Consider the following 24,339-nt stretch of genomic DNA (forward strand, 5'->3'; position numbering starts at 1 on the left):
GTCTCCGCTCCGGAGGTTCCGGAGTCGGGACAAGCGGGGCGTAATGGTTGTGCGACACGCTGTGACGCGCGTAGAAACGTGGCCCGAAGAAACGCCGCGGTGCCTCACTCGGCGGAGTGCACTCCGAACAGCGCCCAGACGACCTTGCCGCCCAGTGTGCCCGAGAGCGGGTGCCAGCCCCAGCTGTCGCTGAACGAGTCGACGAGGAACAGACCCCGCCCCGACTCGGCCGAGAAGTCCTCCGAGAACTCCTCGGTGTCGTACGCCACCGGGCTCTCCCGGCTCGGGTCGCGCACCGCGCACACCAGCCGCTCGGTCCAGCGCATCAAGTGCAGCCGTACGAGCGGCTCATGGGCCGGCGAGTGCGGGGGATCCGTGGGCACCGCGTGCCGAAGAGCGTTGGTGACCAGCTCGGAGACGACCAGACAGACATCGTCCGAACGGTCGCCGACGTCCCACTGGGTGAGTGTTCGTCGGCTGAACTGCCGTGCCTCGCGCACCGCTTCGTAGCGGGCGGGCAGCGCACACGACGCCGCGTTGGACACGGTCGAGGGATCCAGTGGCGGAAGCCCCTGCCTTAACGGCTCGAGCATGGTCGATCCATTCATCCCCATGCGAGGCACTCCCGGGAGATCGCGGTCGTTGCGATGCAGTCCTTGCGATGCAGCGGTGGCGCGAGACCATGGTTTCCGATGCGTACGGCGGATGCAAGGGCAGATGCACGTGCACGCGCCTGAATTGGACCCACCCGTACCGCTTCTTGGTCATTTTTTCCGCCAACTTTCCACCTGTGGCCGGTCTTCCCCTTGCCCCTACCTGTGCGTACGCTCTGACGTCTTCTCATTTGAGTAACCGAACGAGTACTGCTCGGAGTGTTTTAGTGGCAGACTGCGGCCCCTGGAGAGGTTGGGGAGGGTGACGAACGTGAGCGCGGGAGAGCCGGGATCGGTGGTGCGGCGCATGCTGCTCGGATCACACCTGAGGCGACTGCGTGAGGCGCGGGGAATCACGCGTGAGGCGGCGGGTTACTCGATCCGTGCCTCCGAATCGAAGATCAGTCGTATGGAGCTGGGCCGGGTGAGCTTCAAGACGCGTGACGTCGAGGACCTGCTGACGCTGTACGGCGTCAACGACGAGGCCGAGCGCAACGCGCTCCTCTCGCTCGCCAGGGAAGCCAACGTCGCGGGCTGGTGGCACAGTTACTCGGACGTGCTGCCCAACTGGTTCCCCACCTACGTGGGCCTGGAGGGTGCGGCATCACTGATCCGCGCCTATGAGGTGCAGTTCGTGCACGGTCTGCTGCAGACCGCGGCGTATGCGCGTGCGGTCGTCGAACGCGGCATGAAGGGCGCGAGCCCCGCCGACATCGAGCGCCGCGTCGCCCTGCGCATGGAGCGGCAGAAGTACCTCCTCTCCGCCTCCACCGGCGGCCCGGAGTTCCACGTCGTCCTCGACGAGGCCGCGCTGCGCCGCCCGTACGGCGACCGCGAGGTGATGCGCGGCCAGCTCCAGCATCTGATCGAGATCTCCGAGCGGCCCAACGTACGGCTGCAGATCATGCCGTTCGGCTTCGGCGGGCACTCCGGCGAGAGCGGCGCGTTCACGATCCTGAGCTTCCCGGAGTCCGACCTGTCCGACGTGATCTTCCTGGAGCAGCTCACCAGCGCGCTGTACCTGGACAAGGCGGAGGACGTCAACCAGTACGAGAAGGCGATGAAGGAGTTGCAGCAGGACAGCCCCGGTCCTGACGAGAGCCGGGACCTGCTGAGGGGCCTGCTGCAACTCTCGTGAACGAGGGTTCCTGATCTTCCCCCAACTCCCTTTGGACGCACGTACGATGACGTGTGATCAGACCGTGATACGGGATTGAGGGATTGAGGGAGCACATGCCATCGCTCGAGTACTACTTCACCGACCTCGCGCAGCAGTACATCGGCGGTGAGTGGCGCCCGGGCACCGGCTCCTGGGACATCATCGACTTCAATCCGTACGACGGCGAGAAGCTCGCCTCGATCACGATCGCCACGGTGGACGAGGTCGACGAGGCGTACCGCGCCGCCGCCGCGGCCCAGAAGGAATGGGCCGCGACCAATCCGTACACCCGCCGCGCGGTCTTCGAGAAGGCCCTGCGCATCGTCGAGGACCGTGAGCGGGAGATAGCCGCGGCGATCATCGCCGAACTCGGCGGTACGCACCTCAAGGCCGGCTTCGAACTGCACCTCGCCAAGGAGTTCCTGCGCGAGTCGATCCGCCTGGCGCTGACCCCCGAGGGCCGGATCGTCCCGTCGCCGGTCGAGGGCAAGGAGAACCGCGTCTACCGCGTCCCGGTGGGTGTGGTGGGCGTGATCAGCCCCTTCAACTTCCCCTTCCTCCTCGCCCTGAAGTCGGTCGCCCCGGCGCTGGCGCTCGGCAACGGCGTCGTCCTCAAGCCGCATCAGGACACCCCGGTCGTCGGCGGCTCCCTGGTCGCGAAGATCTTCGAGGACGCGGGCCTGCCGCCCGGCCTCCTGAACGTCGTCATCACGGACATAGCCGAGATCGGCGACGCGTTCATCGAGCACCCGGTCCCGAAGGTCATCTCCTTCACCGGCTCGGACGCCGTCGGCCGCCACGTCGCCGCCGTCTGCGCCCCCCTCTTCAAGAACGTGGTCCTCGAACTCGGCGGCAACAGCGCCCTGGTGGTCCTGGACGACGCGGACATCGACTACGCGGTCGACGCGGCGGTCTTCAGCCGGTACGTCCATCAGGGCCAGGTCTGCATGGCCGCGAACCGTGTCCTGGTGGACCGTTCGATCGCCGCCGAGTTCACCGAGAAGTTCGTGACGAAGGTCAGGTCGCTGAAGGTCGGCGACCCGAACGACCCCGCGACGGTCATCGGCCCGGTGATCAACTCCTCCCAGGCGGAGGCGATTTCGGGCGTGGTGCGGCGGGCACTGGAGGAGGGCGCGACGGCGCTGCTCCACGGCACGACGACGGACAACCTGGTCGAGCCCTCGGTCCTGACCGACCTCCCCGCCGACTCGCCCCTCCTCCAGCAGGAGATCTTCGGCCCGGTGGCCCTCCTCGTCCCCTTCGACGGCGAGGAGGAGGCGGTCCGCCTCGTCAACAACACTCCGTACGGCCTCAGCGGCGCCGTCCACACGGCCGACGTGGAACGCGGCATCGCCTTCGCCAAGCAGATCGACACGGGCATGTTCCACGTCAACGACGGCACGGTCCACGACGAGCCCCTGGTCGCCTTCGGCGGCGAGAAGTCCTCGGGCATCGGCCGCCTGAACGGCGAGGCGACGGTGGAGGCGTTCACCACCCAGAAGTGGATCTCGGTGCAGCACGGGCGGAGCTTCTTCCCGTTCTAGTCGTAGTCGTCACCAGAACCTCTTGTGAATGACCGAGGGCTTGCGGACAGAACCTGACCGCAAGCCCCCGTAGCTTCATCGGTGTCAGGCAGCGAAGCCCGCACGACCCGATGAAAGGCGGCCGACCATGGTCACTCACGTTCCCTCCGAAGCGCCCGGCGATGAGCGAGGAGCCCTTCTCTCCTTCATCGAGGAGCAGCGCGGCGGTATCCGGCGGGCCCTCCTGGGGCTGACGGAGGAGCAGGCCGCCTCGCGCCCCAGTGCCAGCGAGCTGTCCCTCTCCGGGCTGCTCAAGCATGTCGCCGAGGTCGAGCAGGGCTGGATCGCGCGGGCCAAGGGCGAGGCGCCGGCCGTCAAGCGGGACGAGTCGAACTGGCACGAGTGTTTCGTCCTCGTCGAGGGGGAGACCGTCGCCTCGCAGCTCGCCCACTGGGAGAAGGTCGCCGCCGAGACCGAGGCGTTCCTGCGGTCCGTACCGAGCCTCGACGACACCTTCGATCTCCCGCCCGACCCCTGGTTCCCGCCCCAGGCCCGTGTCTCGATGCGCTGGCTGGCGCTGCACCTGATCCGCGAGACGGCCCGGCACGCCGGTCACGCGGACATCGTCCGGGAGTCCCTCGACGGCGCCACCGCCTTCGAGCTGGTGGCCCGGGAGCGGGCCGCTTGACGCCAGGGCCCTAATGTGGCCCGCATGTCAGCGATCCGTCTCCTCGTGCTCGGTGCGGTCCGTCAGCACGGGCGGGCCCACGGCTACCAGGTGCGGGGCGACCTGGAGTACTGGGGCGCGCACGAGTGGTCCAACGCCAAGCCCGGCTCGATCTACCACGCGCTCAAGCAGATGGCCAAGCAGGGGCTGCTGCACGCGCACGAGACCGGGCCCTCCACGGCCGGCGGCCCGCCCCGCACGGAGTACGAGATCACCGACCAGGGCACCGAGGAGTTCCTGCGCCTGCTGCGCGAGGCCCTGACCTCGTACGACCAGAAGATGGACGTCAAGTCGGCCGCCATCGGCTTCATCGTCGACCTGCCGCGCGACGAGGCGGTGACCCTCCTCAGGGAACGCACCCGGCGCATCGGCGAGTGGCGGTCCTCGGTCACCGAGCACTACGTCCCCGAGGACGGCCCCGAACAGCTCGGCCACATCGGCGAGATCATGAACCTCTGGATCCACACGGCCGACGCCGAGGCCGAGTGGACCCTGAGTCTGATCGCCCGGATCGAGGGCGGCGCGTACACCTTCGCGGGAGAGGGCGAACCGTTCGTCGGCGTCCTGGCAGAGGGCGAGGAGAACCCGTACGCGACGGGGGAGAAGCATCCCGAGGACGCCCGCTGATCCAGTCGGACACCTCTGGGCGGCCTCTCAAAAGGGTGCGTCAGTGATGGAATCCGGTGGCCGCGTCCTTGTCGTGCGTCAACGGCCGCGACTGTCGGCGCAGTTCGGGCAGCAGCCGCCCCAGGTCCTCCAGGAACAGCTCGGCGAGGTCCGCGGAGAAGCCGTTGCGGCACACGACCCGCAGTACGGACAGGTCCTGCCGGTTCTCCGGGAAGGTGTACGCGGGCACCAGCCAGCCGCGCTCACGCAGCCGCCGCGAGACGTCGAAGACGTCGTACGCGGTCACGTCCGGCCCCGTCGTGAAGGCGAACACGGGCAGCTCGTCGCCCCGGGTGAGGAGCCGGAAGTCGCCCAGCTCCTCGATCCGCCCGGCGAGGGAGAGCGCCACGTCCCGCGTGGACTGCTGCACGGCCCGGTAGCCGTCGCGGCCCAGCCGCAGGAACGTGTAGTACTGCGCGACCACCTGGGCCCCGGGACGCGAGAAGTTGAGCGCGAACGTCGGCATGTCGCCGCCCAGGTAGTTGACGCGGAAGACGAGTTCCTCGGGGAGCGCCTCCTTGTCCCGCCACAGCGCCCAGCCGACGCCCGGATAGACCAGCCCGTACTTGTGCCCCGAGGTGTTAATCGAGGCCACGCGCGGCAGCCGGAAGTCCCACACCAGGTCCTCGTCCAGGAAGGGCGCCACCATGGCCCCCGAGGCCCCGTCGACGTGCACGGGGATGTCGAGCCCGGTGCGCTCCTGGAGGGCGTCCAGCGCCGCGCACAGCTCGGCGATGTCCTCGTAGGACCCGTCGAAGGTGGACCCGAGGATCCCGACGACCCCGATGGTGTTCTCGTCGCACAGGTCGGCCGCCGCCTGCGGATCGAGGTGGAACCGCTCGCCCTCCATGGGCACCTGGCGCGCCTCCACCTCCCAGAAGTTGCAGAACTTCTCCCAGCAGACCTGCACGTTGACGCCCATGACGAGGTTCGGCCGGACGTCCCGCCCCGGATACCGGTCGGCGTTGCGCGCCGCCCACCGCCGCTTCAGCGCCATCCCGGCGAGCATGCAGGCCTCGCTCGAACCGGTGGTCGAACAGCCCACGGCGGCGGCCGGATCGGGCGCGTTCCACAGGTCGGCGAGCATCGCCACGCAGCGCCGCTCCAGCTCGGCCGTGCGCGGGTACTCGTCCTTGTCGATCATGTTCTTGTCCTGGCACTCGCCCATCAGGACGCCGGCCTGCGGCTCCATCCAGGTGGTGACGAAGGTGGCCAGGTTGAGCCGTGAGTTGCCGTCGAGCATCAGTTCGTCGTGCACGAGCTGGTACGCCGTCGACGGCGGCAGAGGGGAGTCCGGCAGCCGGTGTGTGGGCGGGGCCTCGGTCATACCGCCGACCGGATTGGCCTCCCCGTAGAAGGGGTTGACGGCGAGCCTGCGCCCGTCGCCCTTGCCGTCAGGTGTTTCGCTGTCCCCAGGGTGCAGTGGCATGCGTACGACGGTATGCCCGAGCCTCTGGGCTTGCACCTCACGCCGGGTGAGGAAGCAGTGTGGAGCGCGTACCGAGAAGGGAGCGGAAGTGAGCTACAGCGTGGGACAGGTCGCCGGTTTCGCCGGCGTCACGGTGCGCACCCTGCACCACTACGACGAGATCGGCCTCCTCGTGCCGGGCGGACGCAGCCACGCGGGCCACCGGCGCTACGACGACGCCGATCTCGACCGGCTGCAGCAGATCCTGTTCTACCGGGAGCTCGGCTTCCCGCTCGAAGAGGTCGCCGCCCTGCTGGACGACCCGAAGGCGGACCCGCGCGCGCAGCTGCGCCGTCAGCACGAGCTGCTGACCGCCCGGATCGAACGGCTCCAGCAGATGGCGGCGGCCGTGGAGCACGCCATGGAGGCACGCAGAATGGGCATCAACCTCACGCCCGAGGAGAAGTTCGAGGTCTTCGGCGACAAGGATCCGGAGGCGCACGCCGAGGAGGCCGAGCGCCGCTGGGGCGGCACGGAGACGTACGCGGAGTCGCAGCGCCGCGCGGCCACCTACACGAAGGACGACTGGCAGCGCATGCAGGCCGAGGTGGCTTCCTGGGGCGAGCGTTACGACGCCCTGATGGCCGCCGGCGAGCCCCCGGCGGGCGAGGCGGCCATGGCCATGGCCGAGGAACACCGGCAGCACATCACCAAATGGTTCTACGAATGCACGTACGAGATCCACCAGGGCCTCGCCGGCATGTACGTCGCCGACGAGCGCTTCAAGGAGTTCTACGACTCCATGCGCCCGGGCCTCGCCGAACACCTCAGGGAGGCGATCGCGGCGAACGCGGCCCGGCACGAGTCATAGCTCCCTGGCCCGGGGTCACTCCCGGGCCAGGACCACCGCGGTCCCGTACGCGCACACCTCCGTGCCCACGTCCTGCGCGTCCGTCACGTCGAACCGGAAGGCCAGCACCCCGTTGGCGCCACGCGCGCGTGCCTGCTCGATGAGACGTTCCATTGCCTGGTTGCGCGTCTCGACGAGGGTCTTGGTCAGACCCTTCAACTCACCGCCGATCATCGACTTCAGCCCGGCCCCGATCTGGCTGCCGAGGTGCCGCGACCGCACGGTCAGCCCGAAGACCTCACCGATGACCTGCTCGACCCGGTAGCCGGGGATGTCGTTCGTCGTCACGACCAGGACGTCGGACTGAGGTCCCTGGCCGCCGCCGTACTCTTCGATGCCCATAACCTCACAGGATGGTCCCAGTTCCCGCACAGCGCACCCCGGAGTGGCGCATGGAAGCTGGGGGAACCCGGAGGGGGCACATCGCGTTGATAGCTTTGGCCCCACTCATCTTCTGCACCCATCTTCTGTACTCATCTCTGCCAAGCCTCAGGAGCCCGGAACAGTGACGACGCTTGCCCTCGGACCGAGCTGGCTGGATCCGGACTACCTGTTGGACCAGTTCGGCATCTGGGGCCTGCTCCTGATCGTGTTCGCCGAGTCCGGTCTGCTCATCGGCTTCTTCCTGCCGGGTGACTCGCTGCTGTTCACGGCGGGCCTGCTGATCACCGCGGGCACGCTGGACTTCCCCCTGTGGGGAGCGGTCGCCCTCATCTGCCTCGCCGCGGTCCTCGGCGACCAGGCGGGCTACATGTTCGGCAAGAAGGTCGGCCCGTCGCTCTTCAACCGGCCGGACTCCCGCCTCTTCAAGCAGGAGAACGTCACCAAGGCCCACGAGTTCTTCGAGAAGTACGGCCCCAAGTCCCTGATCCTGGCCCGATTCGTGCCCATCGTGCGCACGTTCACGCCGATCATCGCGGGCGTCAGCGGCATGAAGTACCGCTCGTTCCTGACGTTCAACGTCATCGGAGGCGTCCTCTGGGGCGCGGGCGTCACCCTGCTCGGCTCCTGGCTCGGCAACATCGCCTTCGTCAAGAAGAACATCGAACCGATCCTGCTGCTGATCGTCCTCATCTCGGTCGTCCCGATCATCATCGAGTTCGCCCGGGCCCGCAGCAAGGCCAAGAAGAACCCGCCCCCGCAGCCCCAACAGCAGCCCCCGGCCCAGCCGATGATGGACGACGCGACCACTCAGCTGCGCCGCATCCCCCCGGCGCAGCAGAACGACGACCAGGGTTATGGGCAGCAGCAGTACGGCCAGAACCAGGGCTACGACCAGAACCAGTACTACGACCAGCAGCCCTACGCCCAGCAGTACCCCCAGGGCTACCAGCAGGACCAGCAGCAGTACCCGTACAACAACCAGAACAACAACGGCTACCCGCAGAACTGACCCGTGCGGGGACGCGCCTGAAGGGGCGCGGGGCTGCGACATTTGCGGCTCCGCCGCGGGGCGCGACAAGCCACAGCGCACCCGCACCCGCCCCACAACAGAACCCCCGAGCTCCTAGGCGCCCACGCCAGGCGAACGCACCCGGAACTAAAACCCTCGCGTCCGCTTGGCGGCCCGCCGCCCCCCGGCGGAGCCGCCCGGCACCCTCAAGAACAACCGCGAGATCTCCGACCCCAGATTCACCCCGATGGCGATGGCCATGGCCAGCGCCGCGGCCTTCGACAGCGAGACCAACCCCGCGTCCATGTCGTTCTGCGCGATCGACAACAGCCCGAAATACGTCGGGGACCCCGGCAGCAGGGGCCCGATCGCCGCAGTGGTGTACGGCAGGGCCGACGCGTACCGGTACCGCGACAGCAACTGCCCGAACAGCCCGACCAGCCCCGCCGCGACGGCCGTCGAGGCCACCGGCGAGAAGCCGCCGGTGTAGTGCATGGCGCCGTACACGCTCCACGCCACACCCCCGTTGAGCGTCACGATGAGCACAGTGGAACGTTCCTGCTGGAGCATGACCGCGAAGGTCAGCGACACCAGCATGGACGCGCTGATCTGCCACAGAGGCCGCTCCACGCTCCCCAGCGCCGCGTCAGGATTGAGCTCGGCGCCCAGCTTCACGCCGAAGTACAGGATCAGCAGCACCCCGACGACGATGCCCACGAAGAAGTACATGACCTCCAGCAGGCGCGCGGACGCGGTGATGTAGAACCCGGTCAGCCCGTCCTGCACCCCGGCCACCAGCGCCCGCCCGGGCAGCAGCGCGAACAGCCCGCCGGTGACCACCGCGGACGCCTTCACGTCCACGTGCGCGGCCGTCAGCGCGATCCCTATCGCGGCCGGCGGCATCGCGGCCACCGTGAACTGGTAGAACTCCGGCAGCCCACGCCCCGCGCACAGCCACGCCAGCCGGTCGCCCAGCATCGCGCCGAGCGCCGCCGCCACGAAGACGACCACGTCACCGCCGACGAGCACGGAGGCCGCGCCCGCGAGCAGCCCGGCGGCGACGGTGAGCGCCCAGCCGGGATACGGGTGCCGGTTCCGCCGGATCTCCGCAAGGCGCCTGTAAGCCTCTTCCAGAGACGTGGCGGTCTCCGAGTCGCTCAGGTCGTCCACGAGCCGGTAGACGGCCGCCAGGCGCGTGTAGTCGGTGCCCCGGCGCCGGACCGTCCGTGACGCCGTCACGGGATCCTCGACGAGCGAGGGCTGGTACGTGATCGACAGCAGCGTGAAGGTGACGGTCGGCTCGCAGCGGTCGAGGCCGTAGGACCGGCAGACGGCGAACATGGCCGCCTCCACGTCCTCGGCGCCCTCGCCGCCCGCGAGCAGCAGCTCGCCGATACGCAGGCTCATGTCCAGCACGCGCGGGACGGCCGGCCCGTCCTCCTCGGCCGCCTTCCGCAGCCGTTCCGGCGCGGGCCGTTCGGTCACCGGCATCCGCAGCATCGTGCGCATCCGGTCCTGCCAGGGCACGTCCTTGGTGAGGCTCACCACAGGGATACCCAGGGGCGGCGTGAACACGGGCGCCCGGTACGTACGCGGGGTGTTGAAGGCCGAGGCCGGTCCACCGGCGTCGCCGCCGGGCGGCTGCGGAACGTCGAGCCCGTTCGGCAGGGCGAACTCGGAGGTCGTCTCGGCCTCACCGACGACGGGCCTGGGCGGGGCCGTCCCCTCGGGGAGCGTGAACTCGGAGGTGGTGGACGAGTCCCCGTCACCACTGCCCGAGGTCCCGCCCGCGAGGGGAACCGCGTAGGCGCTCCTGGCCTCGTCCGATGCCGGCTTGCGAGCCTCGTCCGTCACTCCGTATCGCTCCCTGCGCGTGCCCCTCCGGTACGCCCCTCAGTATGCGCACAGACGCACGAACGGGCCGCACGCGCACGCGTGCGGCCCGTTCGACGTGACGGGGTCCGGGAGCCTCAGTGGCCGCCCTGCTCCTTGAGGCGCTTGTACGACCGCTCGATCTCGGCCTCGGCGTCCGCGCGGCCCACCCAGTTGGCGCCCTCGACGGACTTGCCGGGCTCCAGGTCCTTGTAGACCTCGAAGAAGTGCTGGATCTCCAGACGGTCGAACTCCGACACGTGGTGGATGTCCCGCAGGTGCTCCACGCGCGGGTCGTGCGCGGGCACGCACAACAGCTTGTCGTCGCCGCCGGCCTCGTCCGTCATCCGGAACATGCCGATCGTGCGGCACTGGATCTGGCAGCCGGGGAAGGTCGGCTCGTCCAGGATGACCAGCGCGTCCAGCGGGTCGCCGTCCTCGCCGAGGGTGTTCTCGACGAAGCCGTAGTCGGCCGGGTAGCTGGTCGAGGTGAAGAGGCGACGGTCCAGACGGATCCGACCGGTCTCGTGGTCCACCTCGTACTTGTTCCGTGAACCCTTCGGAATCTCGATCGTGACGTCGAACTCCACCGCTGGCTCCTCCATGATCAACACATAGTTCTGATGGTTAAGTGTCCCTCACGCAGGTGTGTGATCGCGAAAGGGGCTGGTGGTCGTGCCAGAGCTGAGGCCTTGGCGGGCCGCGAGGCCGCGGGTGGCGCGGCTCGCGCGAACCGTGGGACCCCGTCTCACCCGGGCCGCGGCAACGGTGAAACCCCAGCTCGGACGGGCCAGGGCGGCCGTGAAACCGCAACTCGAACGAGTGACGGCGACGGTCAGGCCGCAACTCGAACGAGCCGGACGAGCCACAGCCGCAGTGAAACCGCGGGTGGCGCGGATCACACAGGCCGTCGGCCCCAAACTCGCCGCTCTCCCGAGGCCGAAGACCCCGACGGCACTCTCGCTGTCACTGCCGAAGAACCTGCGGACCTGGCAGTACACCGCGGGCGCCGCCACCGCCGGACTGGCGCTGACCGCCGGCGTGGTGACCGCCGCCGGCCCCTGGGACTCCTCCGGTCAGCGTACGGCCGAGCGGGACTGGGCCGCCGTCCAGGAGCGATCCGGTGGCACGGATCACGGTCGTAATTCCGGTACGTCCGACACCTCCGCCGCCTCGGGTACATCGGCCGGGGCGCCCGCACCCGCCCCGAGCGCCCCCTCCGTGCTGACGGGCCTCGGCAGCGCCACCGGCACCGTGCGGGCGGCGCCCGCCGGAAGGGCTCTCGCGGCTGTACTGGACCCGCTCCTGAAGAACCCCGCGCTCGGCACCCGCCGGACGGCCGCCGTCGTCGACGTCGCCACCGGGAAGCGCCTGTACGGCCTGGGGGCCGGCGAGGCACTCGTCCCCGCCTCGACCACGAAGATCGCCACGGCCGTCGCCGCGCTCTCCGCGATGGGCGCCGACCACCGCCTCACCACCCGGGCCGCCCTGGAGCCCGACACCGACGAACTCGTCCTGGTAGGCGGCGGCGACCCCACCCTGACGGCCCGTAAGGACCCGGAGGGCTGGGCGAGCCTGCGCACCCTGGCCGACTCGACGGCCGCCGCCCTCACGAAGCGCGGCGTACGCCAGGTGACGCTGTCGTACGACACCACGCTCTACGCCGGCCGGGAACTCCACCCGATCGGGGTCAACGACAACCTCGCCCCGGTCAGCGCCCTGATGACCGACGAGGCCCGTACGGACGGTTCCAGCAGCGGACCTGCCCCGCGCGGCACCGAGCCGGCGGCGGACGCGGCCCGCACCTTCGCGACCCTGCTGGCGAAGCACGGCATCAAAACGACCTCTCCCGGCCCGTCCAAGGCCACCGGCCGCGCGACCACCCTCGCGACGGTCTCCTCGCCGCCGCTCTCGGCCCTTGTCGAGCGGATGCTGACCAACAGCGACAACGACCTCGCGGAGGCCCTCGCCCGCCAGACCGCGCTCGCCACGGACGTCCGGCCCGACTTCGCGGGGGGTGCCCGGGCCATCCGTACCCAGCTGGGGAAGCTCGGACTGCCCATGTCCGGCGCCCGTTTCGCGGACGGCAGCGGCCTGAACCGTGCCGACCTCCTCACCCCCAACCTCCTCACAGCCCTCCTGGCCAAGGCCGGCGACCCGGCCCACCCCGAACTCCGCGCGGCCCTCACCGGCCTCCCGGTGGCAGGCTTCACGGGCACCCTGAGCGCCCGTTACACGGACGGCGCGGCAGGTGTCGTACGGGCCAAGACAGGCACCCTGACCGGCGTGAACGCCCTGGCCGGCACGGTCGTCGACCGGGACGGCCGCCTCCTGGCCTTCGCCTTCCTGGCCGCCGACACCACCAGCCCGGCCCAGGCCCAGGCGGCGCTGGACCGCACGGCGACGGCGCTCGCGGCCTGCGGCTGCGGGTAGCTCCGCTGGATGGGCGGTTCTTCGTCCGCGGGCCCGGTGGGGGCTGGTCGCGCCCCGCGGCGGAGCCGCAGACCGATACAGCCCCGCGCCCCTGAGGGGCGCGCGTGAGAGTCCCGCACGCACCCCTGCGGGCAAGCGTTCCGCAGGGCGACAGGGGAGGGTGGGCACAGCCCGCAACGCCGGGTGCAGCCCGAACGGACCTCGCCCCTGCCGACTTCGCCGCCCTGCCCCCAGCGGAGTCGCTCCCGTACGGTTGACGCATGACGAGCATCGGTGGTGCCGCATCTGCTGGGATGGTCGACTGGAATCTCGCGGTGGCGACCGCGACCCGGCTGGTACGGCCGGGACCGGAAGTCAGCCGTGACGAGGCCCGGGCCATCGTCGCGGAGCTGCGCCGGCACGCGAAGGCCTCGGAGGAGCACGTCCGGGGCTTCACCCGGATGGGAGGCGACGCCGCCCACGACACCCCCGTACTCGTCGTCGACCGCCCCGGCTGGGTACGGGCGAACGTCGCCGGGTTCCGTGAGGTGCTCAGGCCCCTGCTGGACAAGATGGGGGAGCGGCGCGGGAGTTCACCGGGCGGAGCCGTCCTCGGCGCGGTCGGCGGCAAGGTCACCGGCGTCGAACTGGGGATGCTGCTGTCGTTCCTGTCGTCCCGCGTCCTCGGCCAGTACGAGACCTTCGCCCCGGCCACCCGCGAACTCCCGGCGGGCGCGAACGGCGGCGGACGGCTGCTCCTCGTCGCGCCGAACATCGTCCACGTGGAGCGCGAACTCGACGTACAGCCCCACGACTTCAGGCTCTGGGTGTGTCTGCACGAGGAGACGCACCGCACGCAGTTCACGGGCGTGCCCTGGCTGAGGGACCATCTGGAGGGCGAAATCCAGTCGTTCTTGGGGGAGACGGAAGTCGACCCGATGACGGTCCTGGAGCGCATCAGGGAGGCCGCGCAGTCCCTCGCGGGCGGCAGGCCGGAGGGCGAGGAGGACGACGGCGGGCGTTCCCTGGTGGAGCTGGTGCAGACGCCGGCCCAGCGGGAGATCCTCGGCCGGCTGACCGCGGTCATGTCCCTCCTGGAGGGGCACGCCGACTTCGTGATGGACGGAGTGGGCCCCGCGGTGGTGCCCTCCGTCGCCGAGATCCGGGAGAAGTTCCAGCAGCGGCGCGCCAAGGGTGCCTCACGGCTGGACCTCGCGCTGCGCAAGCTGCTCGGTCTGGATGCCAAACTCAGGCAGTACCGGGACGGCGAACGGTTCGTCCGGGCCGTCGTCGACCAGGTCGGCATGGACGGCTTCAACCGGGTGTGGACCTCCCCGAACACCCTTCCTACGAAGGCGGAGATCGCCAAACCGGCGGACTGGGTCGCGCGGGTGCACCGCAAGGCGGACCAGTGAGCCCTCGGGATACGTGGTGAACGAATCCGGCCGACGGCAGGTGAACGCCCCTTCAATCACCCGTCCGAGGGACCGTGGAGCACGGGTAGGCGTGCAATGCTCGGGGAACGCCCCGTTTCTGTCACCATCTACACACTCTGAGTGACCGAAGTCGGCTCACCTCCCGAAAACTTCATGAAGGGAACCGGACATGGGTCCCCATCCTGCGGTCGCGGCGATACGCCTGGCGGTTCGCCGCGCTCTCCACGACGTCCTGACTGCGAACAACCCGCCCAACAGCCTCCTCCCCGGCCCCACCACCCCCGGCGAGTCCGCCCCGCTCGTCCTCGTGGCGTGCTCCGGCGGCGCCGACTCCATGGCGCTCGCCTCCGCTCTCGCGTTCGAAGCGCCCAAACTCGGTCTGCGCGCCGGTGGCGTCACCGTCGACCACGGTCTGCAGCCCGGCTCCGACCTCCGCGCCGACGAGGTCGTCCTGCGCCTGACCGAACTCGGCCTCGCCCCGGTCGAGGCCGTCGCTGTCGCCGTCGGCCGTGAGGGCGGCCCCGAGGCCGCCGCGCGCGACGCCCGGTACGGCGCCCTGGACGCCGCCGCCGAGCGCCACGGCGCCACCGCGGTCCTCCTCGGCCACACCCGCGACGACCAGGCCGAGACAGTGCTGCTGGGCCTCGCCCGCGGCTCCGGCATCCGGTCCCTGTCCGGGATGGCGGCCGTCTCCGGACGGCCCGGGGCTCCCGACCGGTACCGCCGGCCCTTCCTCCAGCTCGACCGGCAGACCGCCCGCAAGGCGTGCATGGTCCAGTCCCTCCCGGTCTGGGACGACCCGCACAACGCCGACCCGGCCTACACCCGGTCCCGGCTGCGCCACGAGGGACTGCCCGCCCTGGAGAAGGCCCTCGGCAAGGGCGTCGTCGAGGCCCTCGCCCGCACGGCCCAGCTCTCCCGCGACGACGCCGACGCCCTCGACACCTGGGCCCGCCAGGCCGAGGCCTCCGTACGGGACACGGCGGGCCTCCTGGAGTGCGCCAAGCTGTACGCCCTGCCGCCCGCGGTACGCCGCCGCATCCTGCGCAGTGCCGCCATCGAGGCGGGCGCTCCGGCCGGTTCGCTGTTCGCCCGCCACATCGAGGAAGTCGACCGGCTGATCACCGGCTGGCGAGGTCAGGGAGCCATCAATCTCCCCGGCCGGGTCGTCGCCCAGCGGCAGGGTGGCAGACTGGTGATTCGGCAAGGCTGAATCTCACCCCTCCTTCGGGGCGGGGCAGGGGTCGGCGAGCCGGGCGAATGGCGACGGGCGACCGAAAGTGATGCGGGTGGACGCGAAAGACATGGGTGCCGACCTCAAGTCGGTACTCATCACCAAGGAAGAGATCGACGCGAAGCTCGTCGAACTGGCCGCGAAGATCGACGCGGAGTACGCGGGCAAGGACCTGCTGATCGTCGGTGTCCTCAAGGGCGCGGTGATGGTCATGGCCGACCTGGCCCGGGCACTGTCCACCCCTCTCACCATGGACTGGATGGCCGTGTCGTCGTACGGCGCGGGCACCCAGTCCTCGGGTGTGGTGCGGATCCTCAAGGACCTCGACACCGACATCAAGGGCAAGCACGTCCTCATCGTCGAGGACATCATCGACTCCGGGCTGACCCTGTCCTGGCTGATCTCCAACCTCGGCTCCCGCGAGCCCGAGTCGCTGAAGATCTGCACCCTGCTGCGCAAGCCGGAGGCCGCGAAGGTCGCCATCGACGTGGAGTGGGTCGGCTTCGACATCCCCAACGAGTTCGTGATCGGCTACGGCCTCGACTACGCGGAGAAGTACCGCAACCTTCCGTTCGTCGGTACGCTCGCGCCCCACGTCTACGGCGGCTGAGTCCCGAGGCCGCTGAGCCAAAGGGCGAGTCCTGTGGGGCGTCCGGGAACCCGGGCGGGCTTCCCACCGTTGGAGCAGGCGTGGACGGTATTGACAGCCAGCCCGTGCGCCTTCGGGTGACAATGCTGGGGTACCGTCCGAAGAGCAGTTCTTAGAACAGTCTTTGTCAAACTCACTATGGCAGGAGGGACGGGGCGGCACCGCTCCGTATCGATGGATGTGAAGCGATACTTCCGTGGGCCGGTCATGTGGATCGGGCTGGCCGTCCTTGCCGTGGTCGTGTTGATGCAGGTCGTCGGCTCGTCCGGCGGCTACAAGACGGTGGACACAGGCCAGGTCGTCCAGGCGATCAACGACAACAAGGTCGAGCAGGCCAAGATCACCACCGGTGACGAGCAGGTCATCAAGGTCCAGCTCAAGGACGGCCAGAAAGTCGAGGGCAGCTCGAAGATCCAGGCGAGCTACATCGGCGATCAGGGCGTCAACCTGGCGAACACTCTCCAGGACAAATTCCAGAACAAGCAGATTCCGGACGGCTACACGGTCTCTCCGACCAAGCAGAACGCTTTCGTCGGCATTCTGCTGTCGCTGCTCCCCTTCGTCCTCATCGTCGTCGTCTTCCTGTTCCTGATGAACCAGATGCAGGGCGGCGGCTCCCGGGTCATGCAGTTCGGGAAGTCCAAGGCCAAGCTCATCACCAAGGACACCCCGAAGACGACGTTCGCCGACGTGGCGGGCGCGGACGAGGCCGTCGAGGAACTCCACGAGATCAAGGAGTTCCTGCAGGAGCCGGCCAAGTTCCAGGCCGTCGGCGCCAAGATCCCCAAGGGTGTGCTCCTCTACGGGCCTCCCGGTACGGGCAAGACGCTGCTCGCACGTGCTGTCGCGGGCGAGGCGGGCGTTCCGTTCTACTCGATCTCGGGTTCCGACTTCGTCGAGATGTTCGTCGGTGTCGGTGCCTCCCGGGTCCGTGACCTCTTCGAGCAGGCCAAGGCGAACGCCCCGGCGATCGTCTTCGTCGACGAGATCGACGCGGTCGGCCGCCATCGCGGCGCCGGCCTCGGCGGCGGTCACGACGAGCGCGAGCAGACGCTCAACCAGCTGCTCGTCGAGATGGACGGATTCGACGTCAAGGGCGGTGTGATTCTCATCGCCGCCACGAACCGTCCCGACATCCTCGACCCGGCGCTGCTGCGTCCCGGCCGATTCGACCGCCAGATCGCGGTCGACCGTCCGGACATGCTGGGCCGTCTGGCGATCCTCAAGGTTCACCAGAAGGGCAAGCCGGTCGCTCCGGACGTCGATCTGTCGGCGGTCGCCCGTCGCACGCCGGGCTTCACCGGCGCGGACCTGAGCAACGTCCTCAACGAGGCAGCGCTGCTCACCGCCCGCACCGACAAGAAGCTGGTCGACAACGAGTCGCTCGACGAGGCCATCGACCGCGTCGTGGCGGGCCCGCAGAAGCGGACCCGGATCATGTCGGAGAAGGAAAAGAAGATCACCGCGTACCACGAGGGCGGCCACGCCCTGGTCGCGGCGGCTTCCCCGAACTCCGACCCGGTCCACAAGATCACGATCTTGTCGCGCGGCCGGGCCCTCGGTTACACGATGGTGCTCCCGGACGAGGACAAGTACTCCACCACCCGCAACGAGATGCTCGACCAGCTCGCTTACATGCTGGGCGGCCGGGCGGCGGAGGAACTGGTCTTCCACGACCCGACGACGGGCGCTGCGAACGACATCGAGAAGGCCACGGCAACGGCCCGCGCGATGGTCACGCAGTACGGCATGACCGAGCGCCTCGGCGCGATCAAGTTCGGCGGCGACAACACCGAGCCCTTCCTGGGCCGGGAGATGTCGCACCCGCGCGACTACTCGGAAGAGGTCGCCGCGCTCGTCGACGAAGAGGTCAAGAAGCTCATCGAGAACGCGCACAACGAGGCCTGGGAGATCCTGGTCGAGAACCGCGACGTCCTCGACGCCCTCGTGCTCGAGCTGCTGGAGAAGGAGACGCTGAGCAAGGAGCAGATCGCCGAGGTCTTCACTCCCATCATCAAGCGCCCGGCCCGCCCCGCGTGGACCGGCTCCTCCCGCCGTACGCCGTCCACCCGCCCGCCGGTGCTCTCCCCCAAGGAGCTGTCGCTGACGAACGGGACCAACGGCTCGGCGCCGGCGATCACTGCCAAGGCCGGAGCCACCGAATCCGTCTCCGCGACGGAGTCGGTGCCGGAGGACAGCACCGAGAGCTGATCCCGGCTCTCGCGCCCCCTCCCGCTCAGTGGGCCCGGAATGGATGCCGCGCCCCCCAGGATCTAGCCTGGGGGGCGCGGCATTTCGGTTTGTCCGCACGTGCGGCGCGTGGTCCACACGCGTGACAGGGACAGGAACGAGGCACCAGATGACCGATCCCGTGACGCTGGACGGCGAGGGCACGATCGGCGACTTCGACGAGAAGCGGGCGGAGAACGCCGTACGCGAACTCCTGATCGCGGTCGGCGAGGACCCGGACCGCGAGGGGCTGAGGGAGACGCCGGGGCGGGTGGCGCGGGCGTACCGGGAGATATTCGCGGGGTTGTGGCAGCGGCCCGAGGACGTGCTGACGACGACGTTCGACCTGGGGCACGACGAGATGGTGCTGGTGAAGGACATCGAGGTCCTGAGCAGCTGTGAGCATCATCTGGTGCCATTCGTCGGGGTCGCCCACGTCGGCTACATCCCCTCCGCCGACGGCAAGATCACCGGGTTGTCGAAGCTGGCCCGGCTCGTGGACGTCTACGCCCGTCGGCCGCAGGTGCAGGAACGACTCACCACACAGGTCGCCGACTCCCTGATGAAGATCCTGGAGCCGCGCGGGGTGATCGTCGTCGTGGAGTGCGAGCACATGTGCATGTCGATGCGGGGTGTTCGGAAGCCGGGTGCGAAGACCATCACGTCGGCGGTGCGTGGTCAGCTGCGGGATCCGGCCACCCGGAACGAGGCGATGAGTCTGATCATGGCCCGCTGAGCGCTCCGCGGGCGGGCCGGTGGATCGGCTGCGGGCTCGTAGTGGCTGGCCGCGCCCGCGCGGCGGTAGCCGCAAATCAAGCAGAGCCCCGCGTCCCTTTGGGGCGTCCATCGCCAGGCCTGCCTACGCGGCCGGGGCGGTGCTCGCGTTGTTGTCGTCGTCCTCCGGGAGCTTGCAGACGCGTTCAAGGAAGAAGGCGGCCGCGATGACGCCGATTCCGGCGAGGACCGAGAAACCGGCGTAGATGGCCTGGTCGCGGCGGGCAGGGATGTCCAGGGACTCCAGGAGGAAGGCGCCCGTGCCGCCGTACATCCCGGCGACCAGGGCGGCCACCAGGGCGCTGGCCTGGCCGAAGACGACCGCGCGGGCGGCCATCAGGGGGTCGACGCCCTTGGCGCCGGGGCGCCGGTCGCGCTGGGCCTTGAGGCGGGCGCGCAGGGAGAGGGCCGTGGCCAGCAGGACCACGGCGATCAGGGCGAGGACGACGGGGGCGGCCAGCGGGACGCTGGGAAGCGTCCCCACCGTGTTCCACAGCCGGGCGCCCGCCCAGGAGAGCACTCCGGCGACGACGAACACGCCGGCCAGCATCTTGACGCGCAGCTCTCTCACGGTGCCCCTTCAGCTCCCCGGACCGGACCGCCGACCTGCGGTCGTCATGACCTTAACGGCTATTCCGGCAGCTGGAGTTCCAGGTCGGCGCGGGGCGCGACACCTTCCAGGGCGACGGCCTCCAGGAGCGTGGCCACCGGGCCGCGGCCGGGCAGCTGGGCCTCGGGGTCCACGTCGTGCCAGGGGGCGAGGACGAAGGCCCGCTCGTGGGCGCGCGGGTGGGGGAGGGTGAGGACCGGGTCGTCGGAGACCTCGTCGGCGTACGCGACGATGTCGACGTCGATCGTGCGCGGGCCCCAGCGCTCCTCGCGGACGCGGTGGAAGGCGTCCTCGACCGCGTGGGCGCGCTCCAGGAGCGAGGACGGGGGCAGTGTCGTCTTCAGGACGACCACCGCGTTGAAGTACGACGGCTGACTGCCCGCCGGGACGCCCCACGGCTCTGTCTCGTAGACGGGGGAGACCGCCTTGATGCGGACGCCCGGGGTGTCCTCCAGGGCGTCGATGGCCCCCTGGAGGGTCTCCAGGCGGTTGCCCAGGTTCGAGCCGAGGGAGATGACGGCGCGTTTCGGGTTGTGCAGCGTGGTGTCGGCGGCGTCCACCTGCCGCACCACGGAGGCGGGCACCGGCTGGACGGTCGGGTCGCTGTGACTCTCGGTGAACGAGGTGGTCATGCTCGGCTCCGGGTGATGGTGATGGTCACGTCGTCGAAGGGGACCGTGATCGGCGCGCCCGGTTTGTGGACGCACACCTCGACCTCCTGGACCCCCTGGTGCTTCAGACAGACCTGCGCGATGCGCTCGGCGAGCGTCTCTATGAGGTCGACGGGCTCGCCCTCGACGACGGCCACGACCTCCTCCGCCACGATGCCGTAGTGCACGGTTTTCGCCAGGTCGTCGTCGGCCGCGGCCGGACGGGTGTCCAGGCCGAGGGAGAGGTCCACGACGAAGGTCTGGCCCTCCTCCCGCTCCTGGGGGAACACACCGTGGTGTCCCCGGGCCCTCAGGCCGCGCAGCGCGACACGATCCACGCGAATCACTCCTGCAATCGTCGTTGGCGGCCGCTTCGGACCGGGTGCGGTCGACCCGGGCAGCCACTTCCGAATCTACCCGCGAGCACTGACAGTGCCCGCCCCGCGAGAGGCCGGTCCAGGTGATGACCAGGAGGGTTCATCGAGCGTTTCCCCGCGGGAACACGGCTGCTCACGGGTTGGTAGCCGCACTTACCCCGTGTTCGTGATTCCAACCACGTTCGGCTGCGTTCAGCCGCGTTCGGTCCAGCAGGGCACTGTCAGGAGGGTGTGTCGTCGGCCCCCGCGTCGCTCTCGTCGTCTTCGTCACTCTCGGCGAGGACCGGGGAGGCGTGGTGCGCCCAGATCTTCCAGCCGACGGGGGTGCGCCGGAACACGTTGGTGGCGACGACCAGCTGGCCGACCAGCGGCCCCAGCTCGTCGCTGTCCTCGGGGGCCGGGCCGCCGCTGAGGATGTTCTCGGTGCAGGTCACCAGAGCGGTGTCGCCGGTGACGGAGACATGCACGTCGGTGAGGAAGAACTGGATGTACTCGGTGTTCGCCATGATCAGGGCGTACGAGCGGAGCACCTCGCCGCGTCCGGTCAGCACCGGCCAGCCCGGGTGCACGCAGGAGACCACACCGGTCTCCGCCGGGTCGTGGTACTCCTCGTCGACGCCCAGGTCGGTGGGGGTGAGCCAGAGCGCGGACAACTCGTCGAAGTCGCCCTGTTCCAGCGCCTCGTAGAAGGCGGTGTTGGCGAGTTCGACCTGCTCGACGTCGGTGTGGGGCGCGCTCACCGGGCTCCCTCGGCACTGCGGGCGGCTTCCGCGCCGCGGGCCTCCTCGACCGCGCGGGCGACCCGTACGGCGTCGGCGGTGGCGCGGACCTCGTGCACGCGGACCGCCCAGGCGCCCTGGTGGGCGGCGAGCGCGGAGACGGCGGCGGTGGCGGCGTCGCGCTCTCGCGCGGGCGGCGGGGCGCCCTCGGGGCCGGCCAGTACGCGGCCCAGGAACCGCTTCCGGGACGCGGCGACCAGGAGGGGGTGACCCAGACCGTGGAGACGGTCGAGGTGGGCCAGGAGGGCCAGGTCGTGATCGGCGCTCTTGGAGAAGCCGAGGCCCGGGTCGACGACGATCCGGTCGGGGGCGACACCGCCGGCCAGTACGGCGTCCACGCGCGCGTGGAGTTCGTCGACGACCTCGGAGACGACGTCGGCGTACACGCCCTTGACGTTGCCGCCCTCCAGGAAGCCGCGCCAGTGCATGACGACGAAGGGGGCGCCCGCGTCGGCGACGACCGGGATCATCGCGGGGTCCGCGAGGCCGCCGCTGACGTCGTTGACGAGTGCGGCGCCCGCCGCGAGCGCCTGCTCGGCGACCGAGGCGCGCATCGTGTCGACGGAGACGGTGACGCCCTCGGCGGCGAGGCCGCGCACCACGGGGACGACGCGCTTGAGTTCCTCGGTCTCGTCGACGCGGGTGGCGCCGGGGCGGGTGGACTCGCCGCCGACATCCACCAGGTCGGCGCCCTCGGTGACCAGGTCGAGGCCGTGCTTGACGGCTTTGGTCGTGTCGAACCAGCGGCCCCCGTCGGAGAAGGAGTCCGGGGTCACGTTCACGACGCCCATGACCGCGCAGCGGTCCCAGGCCGGGAGGCCGCTGACGCGGCCGCGTCCGCTGTGGTTGTTCATGCGTTCAGCGTAGGCCCCCGGCGGTTGGGCGGTTCTTGTTGGTGCGGGTGCGTTGCGGCTTGGGCCTTTGTTTCCCACCCAACCACCCGTCTCGGTCCGTCAGTTGGCTCGGTTGAACGACAAACAAAGAGCATGTGCGGCCTTTCCGCGTCACCCCCTCAGACCGCACGCACTCTGCCTCTCTCCGCTGTCGCCCCGTGGGCGCACGGGCGCGGGGTCGAGGTGCGGCGGCGGAGGATGCGGGGGAGGGCCAGGGTGACGAAGCCCTCCGCCTGCATCGCGGCGAGGCCGATGCGGGGCAGGTCGCTGGAGGTGCGGTAGACCACGAAGCGCGGTTCCCAGCGGGGGCGGAACTTGGCGTTGAACTTGTACAGGGACTCGATCTGGAACCAGCGGGACAGGAACACCAGCAGGCCCCGCCAGGCGCGCAGGACCGGCCCGGCGCCGATCTTCTCGCCGCGGGCCAGCGCCGAGCGGAACATGGCGAAGTTCAGCGAGACGCGGGTGACGTCGAGGCGGGGGGCGGCCTCCAGGGCGGCCACGATGAGCAGTTCGTTCATGCCGGGGTCGGCCGCCCGGTCGCGCCGCATCAGGTCCAGGGAGACGCCGTCGGTGCCCCAGGGCACGAAGTGCAGGATCGCCTTCAGGTCGCCGTACGGGCCCGGCTGGTCGTCCGCCTTGTGGGCGGTGGCGACCAGGCAGTCGCCGTCGTCCGGGTCGCCGATGCGGCCCAGCGCCATGGAGAAGCCGCGCTCGGTGTCGGTGCCGCGCCAGGCCTCCGCGGCGAGCCGGATGCGCTCCAGTTCGTTCTCCCCGACGTCACGGATGCGCCGTACCCGGGTTTCGTAGCCCGCGCGTTCGATGCGTTTGACCATCTGGCGCACGTTGCGCATCGCGCGCCCGGAGAGGGAGAAATCCGCGACGTCCACCACCGCCTCGTCGCCCAGTTCGAGGGCGTCGAGGCCGGTCTCACGGGTCCAGACCTCGCCGCCGGTCTCGGAGCAGCCCATGACCGCGGGGGTCCAGGAGTGGGCCTTGGCCTCGTCCATGAAGCGTTCGATGGCGCCCGGCCAGGCCTCCACGTCGCCGATCGGGTCGCCGCTGGCGAGCATCACGCCGGACACCACCCGGTAGGTGACGGCGGCCTTGCCGCTGGGGGAGAAGACGACCGCCTTGTCGCGGCGCAGCGCGAAGTGGCCGAGGGAGTCGCGGCGGCCGTGCTTGTCGAGCAGGACGCGCAGCCGGTCCTCGTCCTCCGGGGTCAGGTGTGCGGCCGGGTGTTCGGGCCGGAAGGCGAAGTAGATCGTCGTGATGGCGGTCAGCAGGCCCAGGGCGCCGAGCGAGTAGCCGACGGTCCAGGAGGTGGGTCCGTCGTAGTCGACGGGGCCCTCGAAGCCGAACAGGCCGTACAGGACGTGGGTGATGCGGTCGGCGAGGCTCGGGTCGCCGTACATGCGGTCGCCGTGCGCGCTCACTATGACCAGCCCGAGCGCGAGCGAACCGGCGCTCATCAGCACGAAGTTGGTGAGTGCGCGCCAGCGGCTGCGCGGGTCGGGCAGCGCCTCGAACTCGGTGCGGTGGCGCAGCAGCACCACCAGCAGGAGTACGGAGATGACGAGCCCGACGACCGAGTGCCGGTAGGCGAACTGGGCCACGGCGCCGGCCGGCAGCAGGGCCACGGCTGCGCGCCAGGCGCGGCGCTTGCGGCGCCTGAGGCCGTGCGCGAGGAGCAGCAGCAGGACGCCGGTGCTGAGCGAGAGCGCGGCGGCGAACGGGCCGAGCGCGCCCGGCAGCACCTCCGCGATCGTGTGCATCCGGCTGTGCCTGAAGCGCGGGAAGACGCCCGCGGCGATGTCGACCAGACCCACGAGCGCACAGGCCCGGGCGACGACGGCGGGGACGGCTTCGGGACGAGGACCGCGCAGTATGCGCCGTACTCGGCTTGATCGTCCCGGAACCTCGACCGACATTTCCCCATCTATCCTGACAGACATCGCATCCCGTAGTTCTGCGAGAGACCTGGA

The 24,339-nt window shown here is 69.9% G+C and carries 23 protein-coding genes; 12 read left to right on the top strand and 11 right to left on the bottom strand.

The features are described 5' to 3' along the window. Nucleotides 1-104 precede the first annotated feature (104 nt). On the bottom strand, nucleotides 105-593 hold the full coding sequence (locus G3I71_RS37060; protein WP_164321882.1) for an ATP-binding protein: 489 nt from the start codon (nucleotides 591-593) through the stop codon (nucleotides 105-107). Nucleotides 594-960: 367 nt separating this feature from the next. On the opposite strand from G3I71_RS37060, the gene G3I71_RS37065 reads away from it, so the two are divergent. The 4 genes from G3I71_RS37065 to G3I71_RS37080 all read left to right on the top strand — a co-directional run bounded on the left by G3I71_RS37065 (nucleotide 961) and on the right by G3I71_RS37080 (nucleotide 4,689). Then, nucleotides 961-1,791, top strand: coding sequence for a helix-turn-helix transcriptional regulator (locus G3I71_RS37065; RefSeq protein ID WP_164322016.1), 831 nt, complete (start codon nucleotides 961-963; stop codon nucleotides 1,789-1,791). Between the two features lie 95 nt (nucleotides 1,792-1,886). Then, entirely contained in the window at nucleotides 1,887-3,356 is a 1,470-nt protein-coding gene (locus tag G3I71_RS37070; RefSeq protein WP_164321884.1) for an aldehyde dehydrogenase family protein, read from the top strand. Nucleotides 3,357-3,483: 127 nt separating this feature from the next. Next, nucleotides 3,484-4,023, top strand: a complete 540-nt coding sequence (locus G3I71_RS37075; RefSeq protein WP_164321886.1) for a DinB family protein — start codon at nucleotides 3,484-3,486, stop codon at nucleotides 4,021-4,023. A 24-nt stretch (nucleotides 4,024-4,047) separates the two neighbouring features. After that, nucleotides 4,048-4,689, top strand: coding sequence for a PadR family transcriptional regulator (locus tag G3I71_RS37080; RefSeq protein WP_164321888.1), 642 nt, complete (start codon nucleotides 4,048-4,050; stop codon nucleotides 4,687-4,689). 40 nt (nucleotides 4,690-4,729) lie between these two features. Here the strand turns inward: G3I71_RS37080 and G3I71_RS37085 are convergent, their stop codons facing one another. Then, nucleotides 4,730-6,157: a glutamate decarboxylase gene (locus G3I71_RS37085; RefSeq protein WP_164321890.1), complete on the bottom strand. Its 1,428-nt coding sequence runs from the start codon at nucleotides 6,155-6,157 to the stop codon at nucleotides 4,730-4,732. 88 nt (nucleotides 6,158-6,245) lie between these two features. Between G3I71_RS37085 and G3I71_RS37090 the strand changes: the two genes are divergently transcribed. Next, nucleotides 6,246-7,007 (top strand): MerR family transcriptional regulator, encoded by a 762-nt coding sequence (locus G3I71_RS37090; RefSeq protein ID WP_164321892.1) that lies wholly within the window; start codon nucleotides 6,246-6,248, stop codon nucleotides 7,005-7,007. A 15-nt stretch (nucleotides 7,008-7,022) separates the two neighbouring features. On the opposite strand, the gene G3I71_RS37095 is transcribed toward G3I71_RS37090, so the two are convergent. After that, on the bottom strand, nucleotides 7,023-7,388 hold the full coding sequence (locus G3I71_RS37095) for a YbjQ family protein (protein ID WP_164321894.1): 366 nt from the start codon (nucleotides 7,386-7,388) through the stop codon (nucleotides 7,023-7,025). Nucleotides 7,389-7,551: 163 nt separating this feature from the next. Here G3I71_RS37095 and G3I71_RS37100 point away from each other — a divergent pair, with 163 nt between their 5' ends. Then, on the top strand, nucleotides 7,552-8,439 hold the full coding sequence (locus G3I71_RS37100; protein WP_164321896.1) for a VTT domain-containing protein: 888 nt from the start codon (nucleotides 7,552-7,554) through the stop codon (nucleotides 8,437-8,439). Nucleotides 8,440-8,586: 147 nt separating this feature from the next. Here the strand turns inward: G3I71_RS37100 and G3I71_RS37105 are convergent, their stop codons facing one another. Together G3I71_RS37105 and G3I71_RS37110 are read right to left on the bottom strand one after the other, a co-directional pair. Beyond that, nucleotides 8,587-10,293 (bottom strand): threonine/serine exporter family protein, encoded by a 1,707-nt coding sequence (locus tag G3I71_RS37105; RefSeq protein ID WP_164321897.1) that lies wholly within the window; start codon nucleotides 10,291-10,293, stop codon nucleotides 8,587-8,589. 116 nt (nucleotides 10,294-10,409) lie between these two features. Continuing rightward, nucleotides 10,410-10,901, bottom strand: coding sequence for an inorganic diphosphatase (locus tag G3I71_RS37110; protein ID WP_164321899.1), 492 nt, complete (start codon nucleotides 10,899-10,901; stop codon nucleotides 10,410-10,412). 79 nt (nucleotides 10,902-10,980) lie between these two features. On the opposite strand from G3I71_RS37110, the gene dacB reads away from it, so the two are divergent. The 6 genes from dacB (at nucleotide 10,981) to folE (ending at nucleotide 19,007) form a co-directional block, all read left to right on the top strand. Next, the gene (gene dacB / locus G3I71_RS37115; RefSeq protein WP_164321901.1) at nucleotides 10,981-12,744 is read left to right on the top strand and encodes a D-alanyl-D-alanine carboxypeptidase/D-alanyl-D-alanine-endopeptidase; all 1,764 of its coding nucleotides are present in this window, start codon (nucleotides 10,981-10,983) and stop codon (nucleotides 12,742-12,744) included. 260 nt (nucleotides 12,745-13,004) lie between these two features. Then, entirely contained in the window at nucleotides 13,005-14,138 is a 1,134-nt protein-coding gene (locus G3I71_RS37120; protein ID WP_164321903.1) for a zinc-dependent metalloprotease, read from the top strand. 190 nt (nucleotides 14,139-14,328) lie between these two features. Then, nucleotides 14,329-15,372, top strand: a complete 1,044-nt coding sequence (gene tilS, locus G3I71_RS37125) for a tRNA lysidine(34) synthetase TilS (RefSeq protein WP_164321905.1) — start codon at nucleotides 14,329-14,331, stop codon at nucleotides 15,370-15,372. A gap of 70 nt (nucleotides 15,373-15,442) precedes the next feature. Continuing rightward, nucleotides 15,443-16,003, top strand: a complete 561-nt coding sequence (gene hpt, locus G3I71_RS37130) for a hypoxanthine phosphoribosyltransferase (RefSeq protein WP_044471976.1) — start codon at nucleotides 15,443-15,445, stop codon at nucleotides 16,001-16,003. Nucleotides 16,004-16,216: 213 nt separating this feature from the next. Next, the gene (gene ftsH / locus G3I71_RS37135; protein ID WP_164321907.1) at nucleotides 16,217-18,253 is read left to right on the top strand and encodes an ATP-dependent zinc metalloprotease FtsH; all 2,037 of its coding nucleotides are present in this window, start codon (nucleotides 16,217-16,219) and stop codon (nucleotides 18,251-18,253) included. A gap of 148 nt (nucleotides 18,254-18,401) precedes the next feature. Continuing rightward, nucleotides 18,402-19,007 carry a GTP cyclohydrolase I FolE gene (folE, locus tag G3I71_RS37140; RefSeq protein WP_164321909.1) on the top strand — a complete coding sequence of 202 codons (606 nt, stop codon included), beginning with the start codon at nucleotides 18,402-18,404 and terminating at the stop codon, nucleotides 19,005-19,007. Nucleotides 19,008-19,130: 123 nt separating this feature from the next. Here the strand turns inward: folE and G3I71_RS37145 are convergent, their stop codons facing one another. From G3I71_RS37145 to G3I71_RS37170, 6 genes are all read right to left on the bottom strand, one after another. Then, nucleotides 19,131-19,616 carry a DUF3180 domain-containing protein gene (locus G3I71_RS37145; RefSeq protein ID WP_164321911.1) on the bottom strand — a complete coding sequence of 162 codons (486 nt, stop codon included), beginning with the start codon at nucleotides 19,614-19,616 and terminating at the stop codon, nucleotides 19,131-19,133. Between the two features lie 59 nt (nucleotides 19,617-19,675). After that, nucleotides 19,676-20,287 (bottom strand): 2-amino-4-hydroxy-6-hydroxymethyldihydropteridine diphosphokinase, encoded by a 612-nt coding sequence (gene folK, locus G3I71_RS37150; RefSeq protein WP_164321913.1) that lies wholly within the window; start codon nucleotides 20,285-20,287, stop codon nucleotides 19,676-19,678. After that, nucleotides 20,284-20,643, bottom strand: a complete 360-nt coding sequence (gene folB / locus G3I71_RS37155) for a dihydroneopterin aldolase (RefSeq protein ID WP_164321915.1) — start codon at nucleotides 20,641-20,643, stop codon at nucleotides 20,284-20,286. Before folB ends, folK begins: the two co-directional genes overlap by 4 nt. A 260-nt stretch (nucleotides 20,644-20,903) precedes the next feature. Continuing rightward, complete coding sequence (locus tag G3I71_RS37160; RefSeq protein ID WP_164321918.1) at nucleotides 20,904-21,422, bottom strand: nuclear transport factor 2 family protein; 519 nt, start codon at nucleotides 21,420-21,422, stop codon at nucleotides 20,904-20,906. Further along, entirely contained in the window at nucleotides 21,419-22,315 is an 897-nt protein-coding gene (gene folP / locus G3I71_RS37165) for a dihydropteroate synthase (RefSeq protein WP_164321920.1), read from the bottom strand. Before folP ends, G3I71_RS37160 begins: the two co-directional genes overlap by 4 nt. Nucleotides 22,316-22,473: 158 nt before the next feature. Then, nucleotides 22,474-24,285 carry a phosphatidylglycerol lysyltransferase domain-containing protein gene (locus tag G3I71_RS37170; protein ID WP_164321922.1) on the bottom strand — a complete coding sequence of 604 codons (1,812 nt, stop codon included), beginning with the start codon at nucleotides 24,283-24,285 and terminating at the stop codon, nucleotides 22,474-22,476. Between the last annotated feature and the right edge of the window lie 54 nt (nucleotides 24,286-24,339).

The organism is Streptomyces sp. SID12501, assembly GCF_010550245.1.
Classification (GTDB): domain Bacteria; phylum Actinomycetota; class Actinomycetes; order Streptomycetales; family Streptomycetaceae; genus Streptomyces.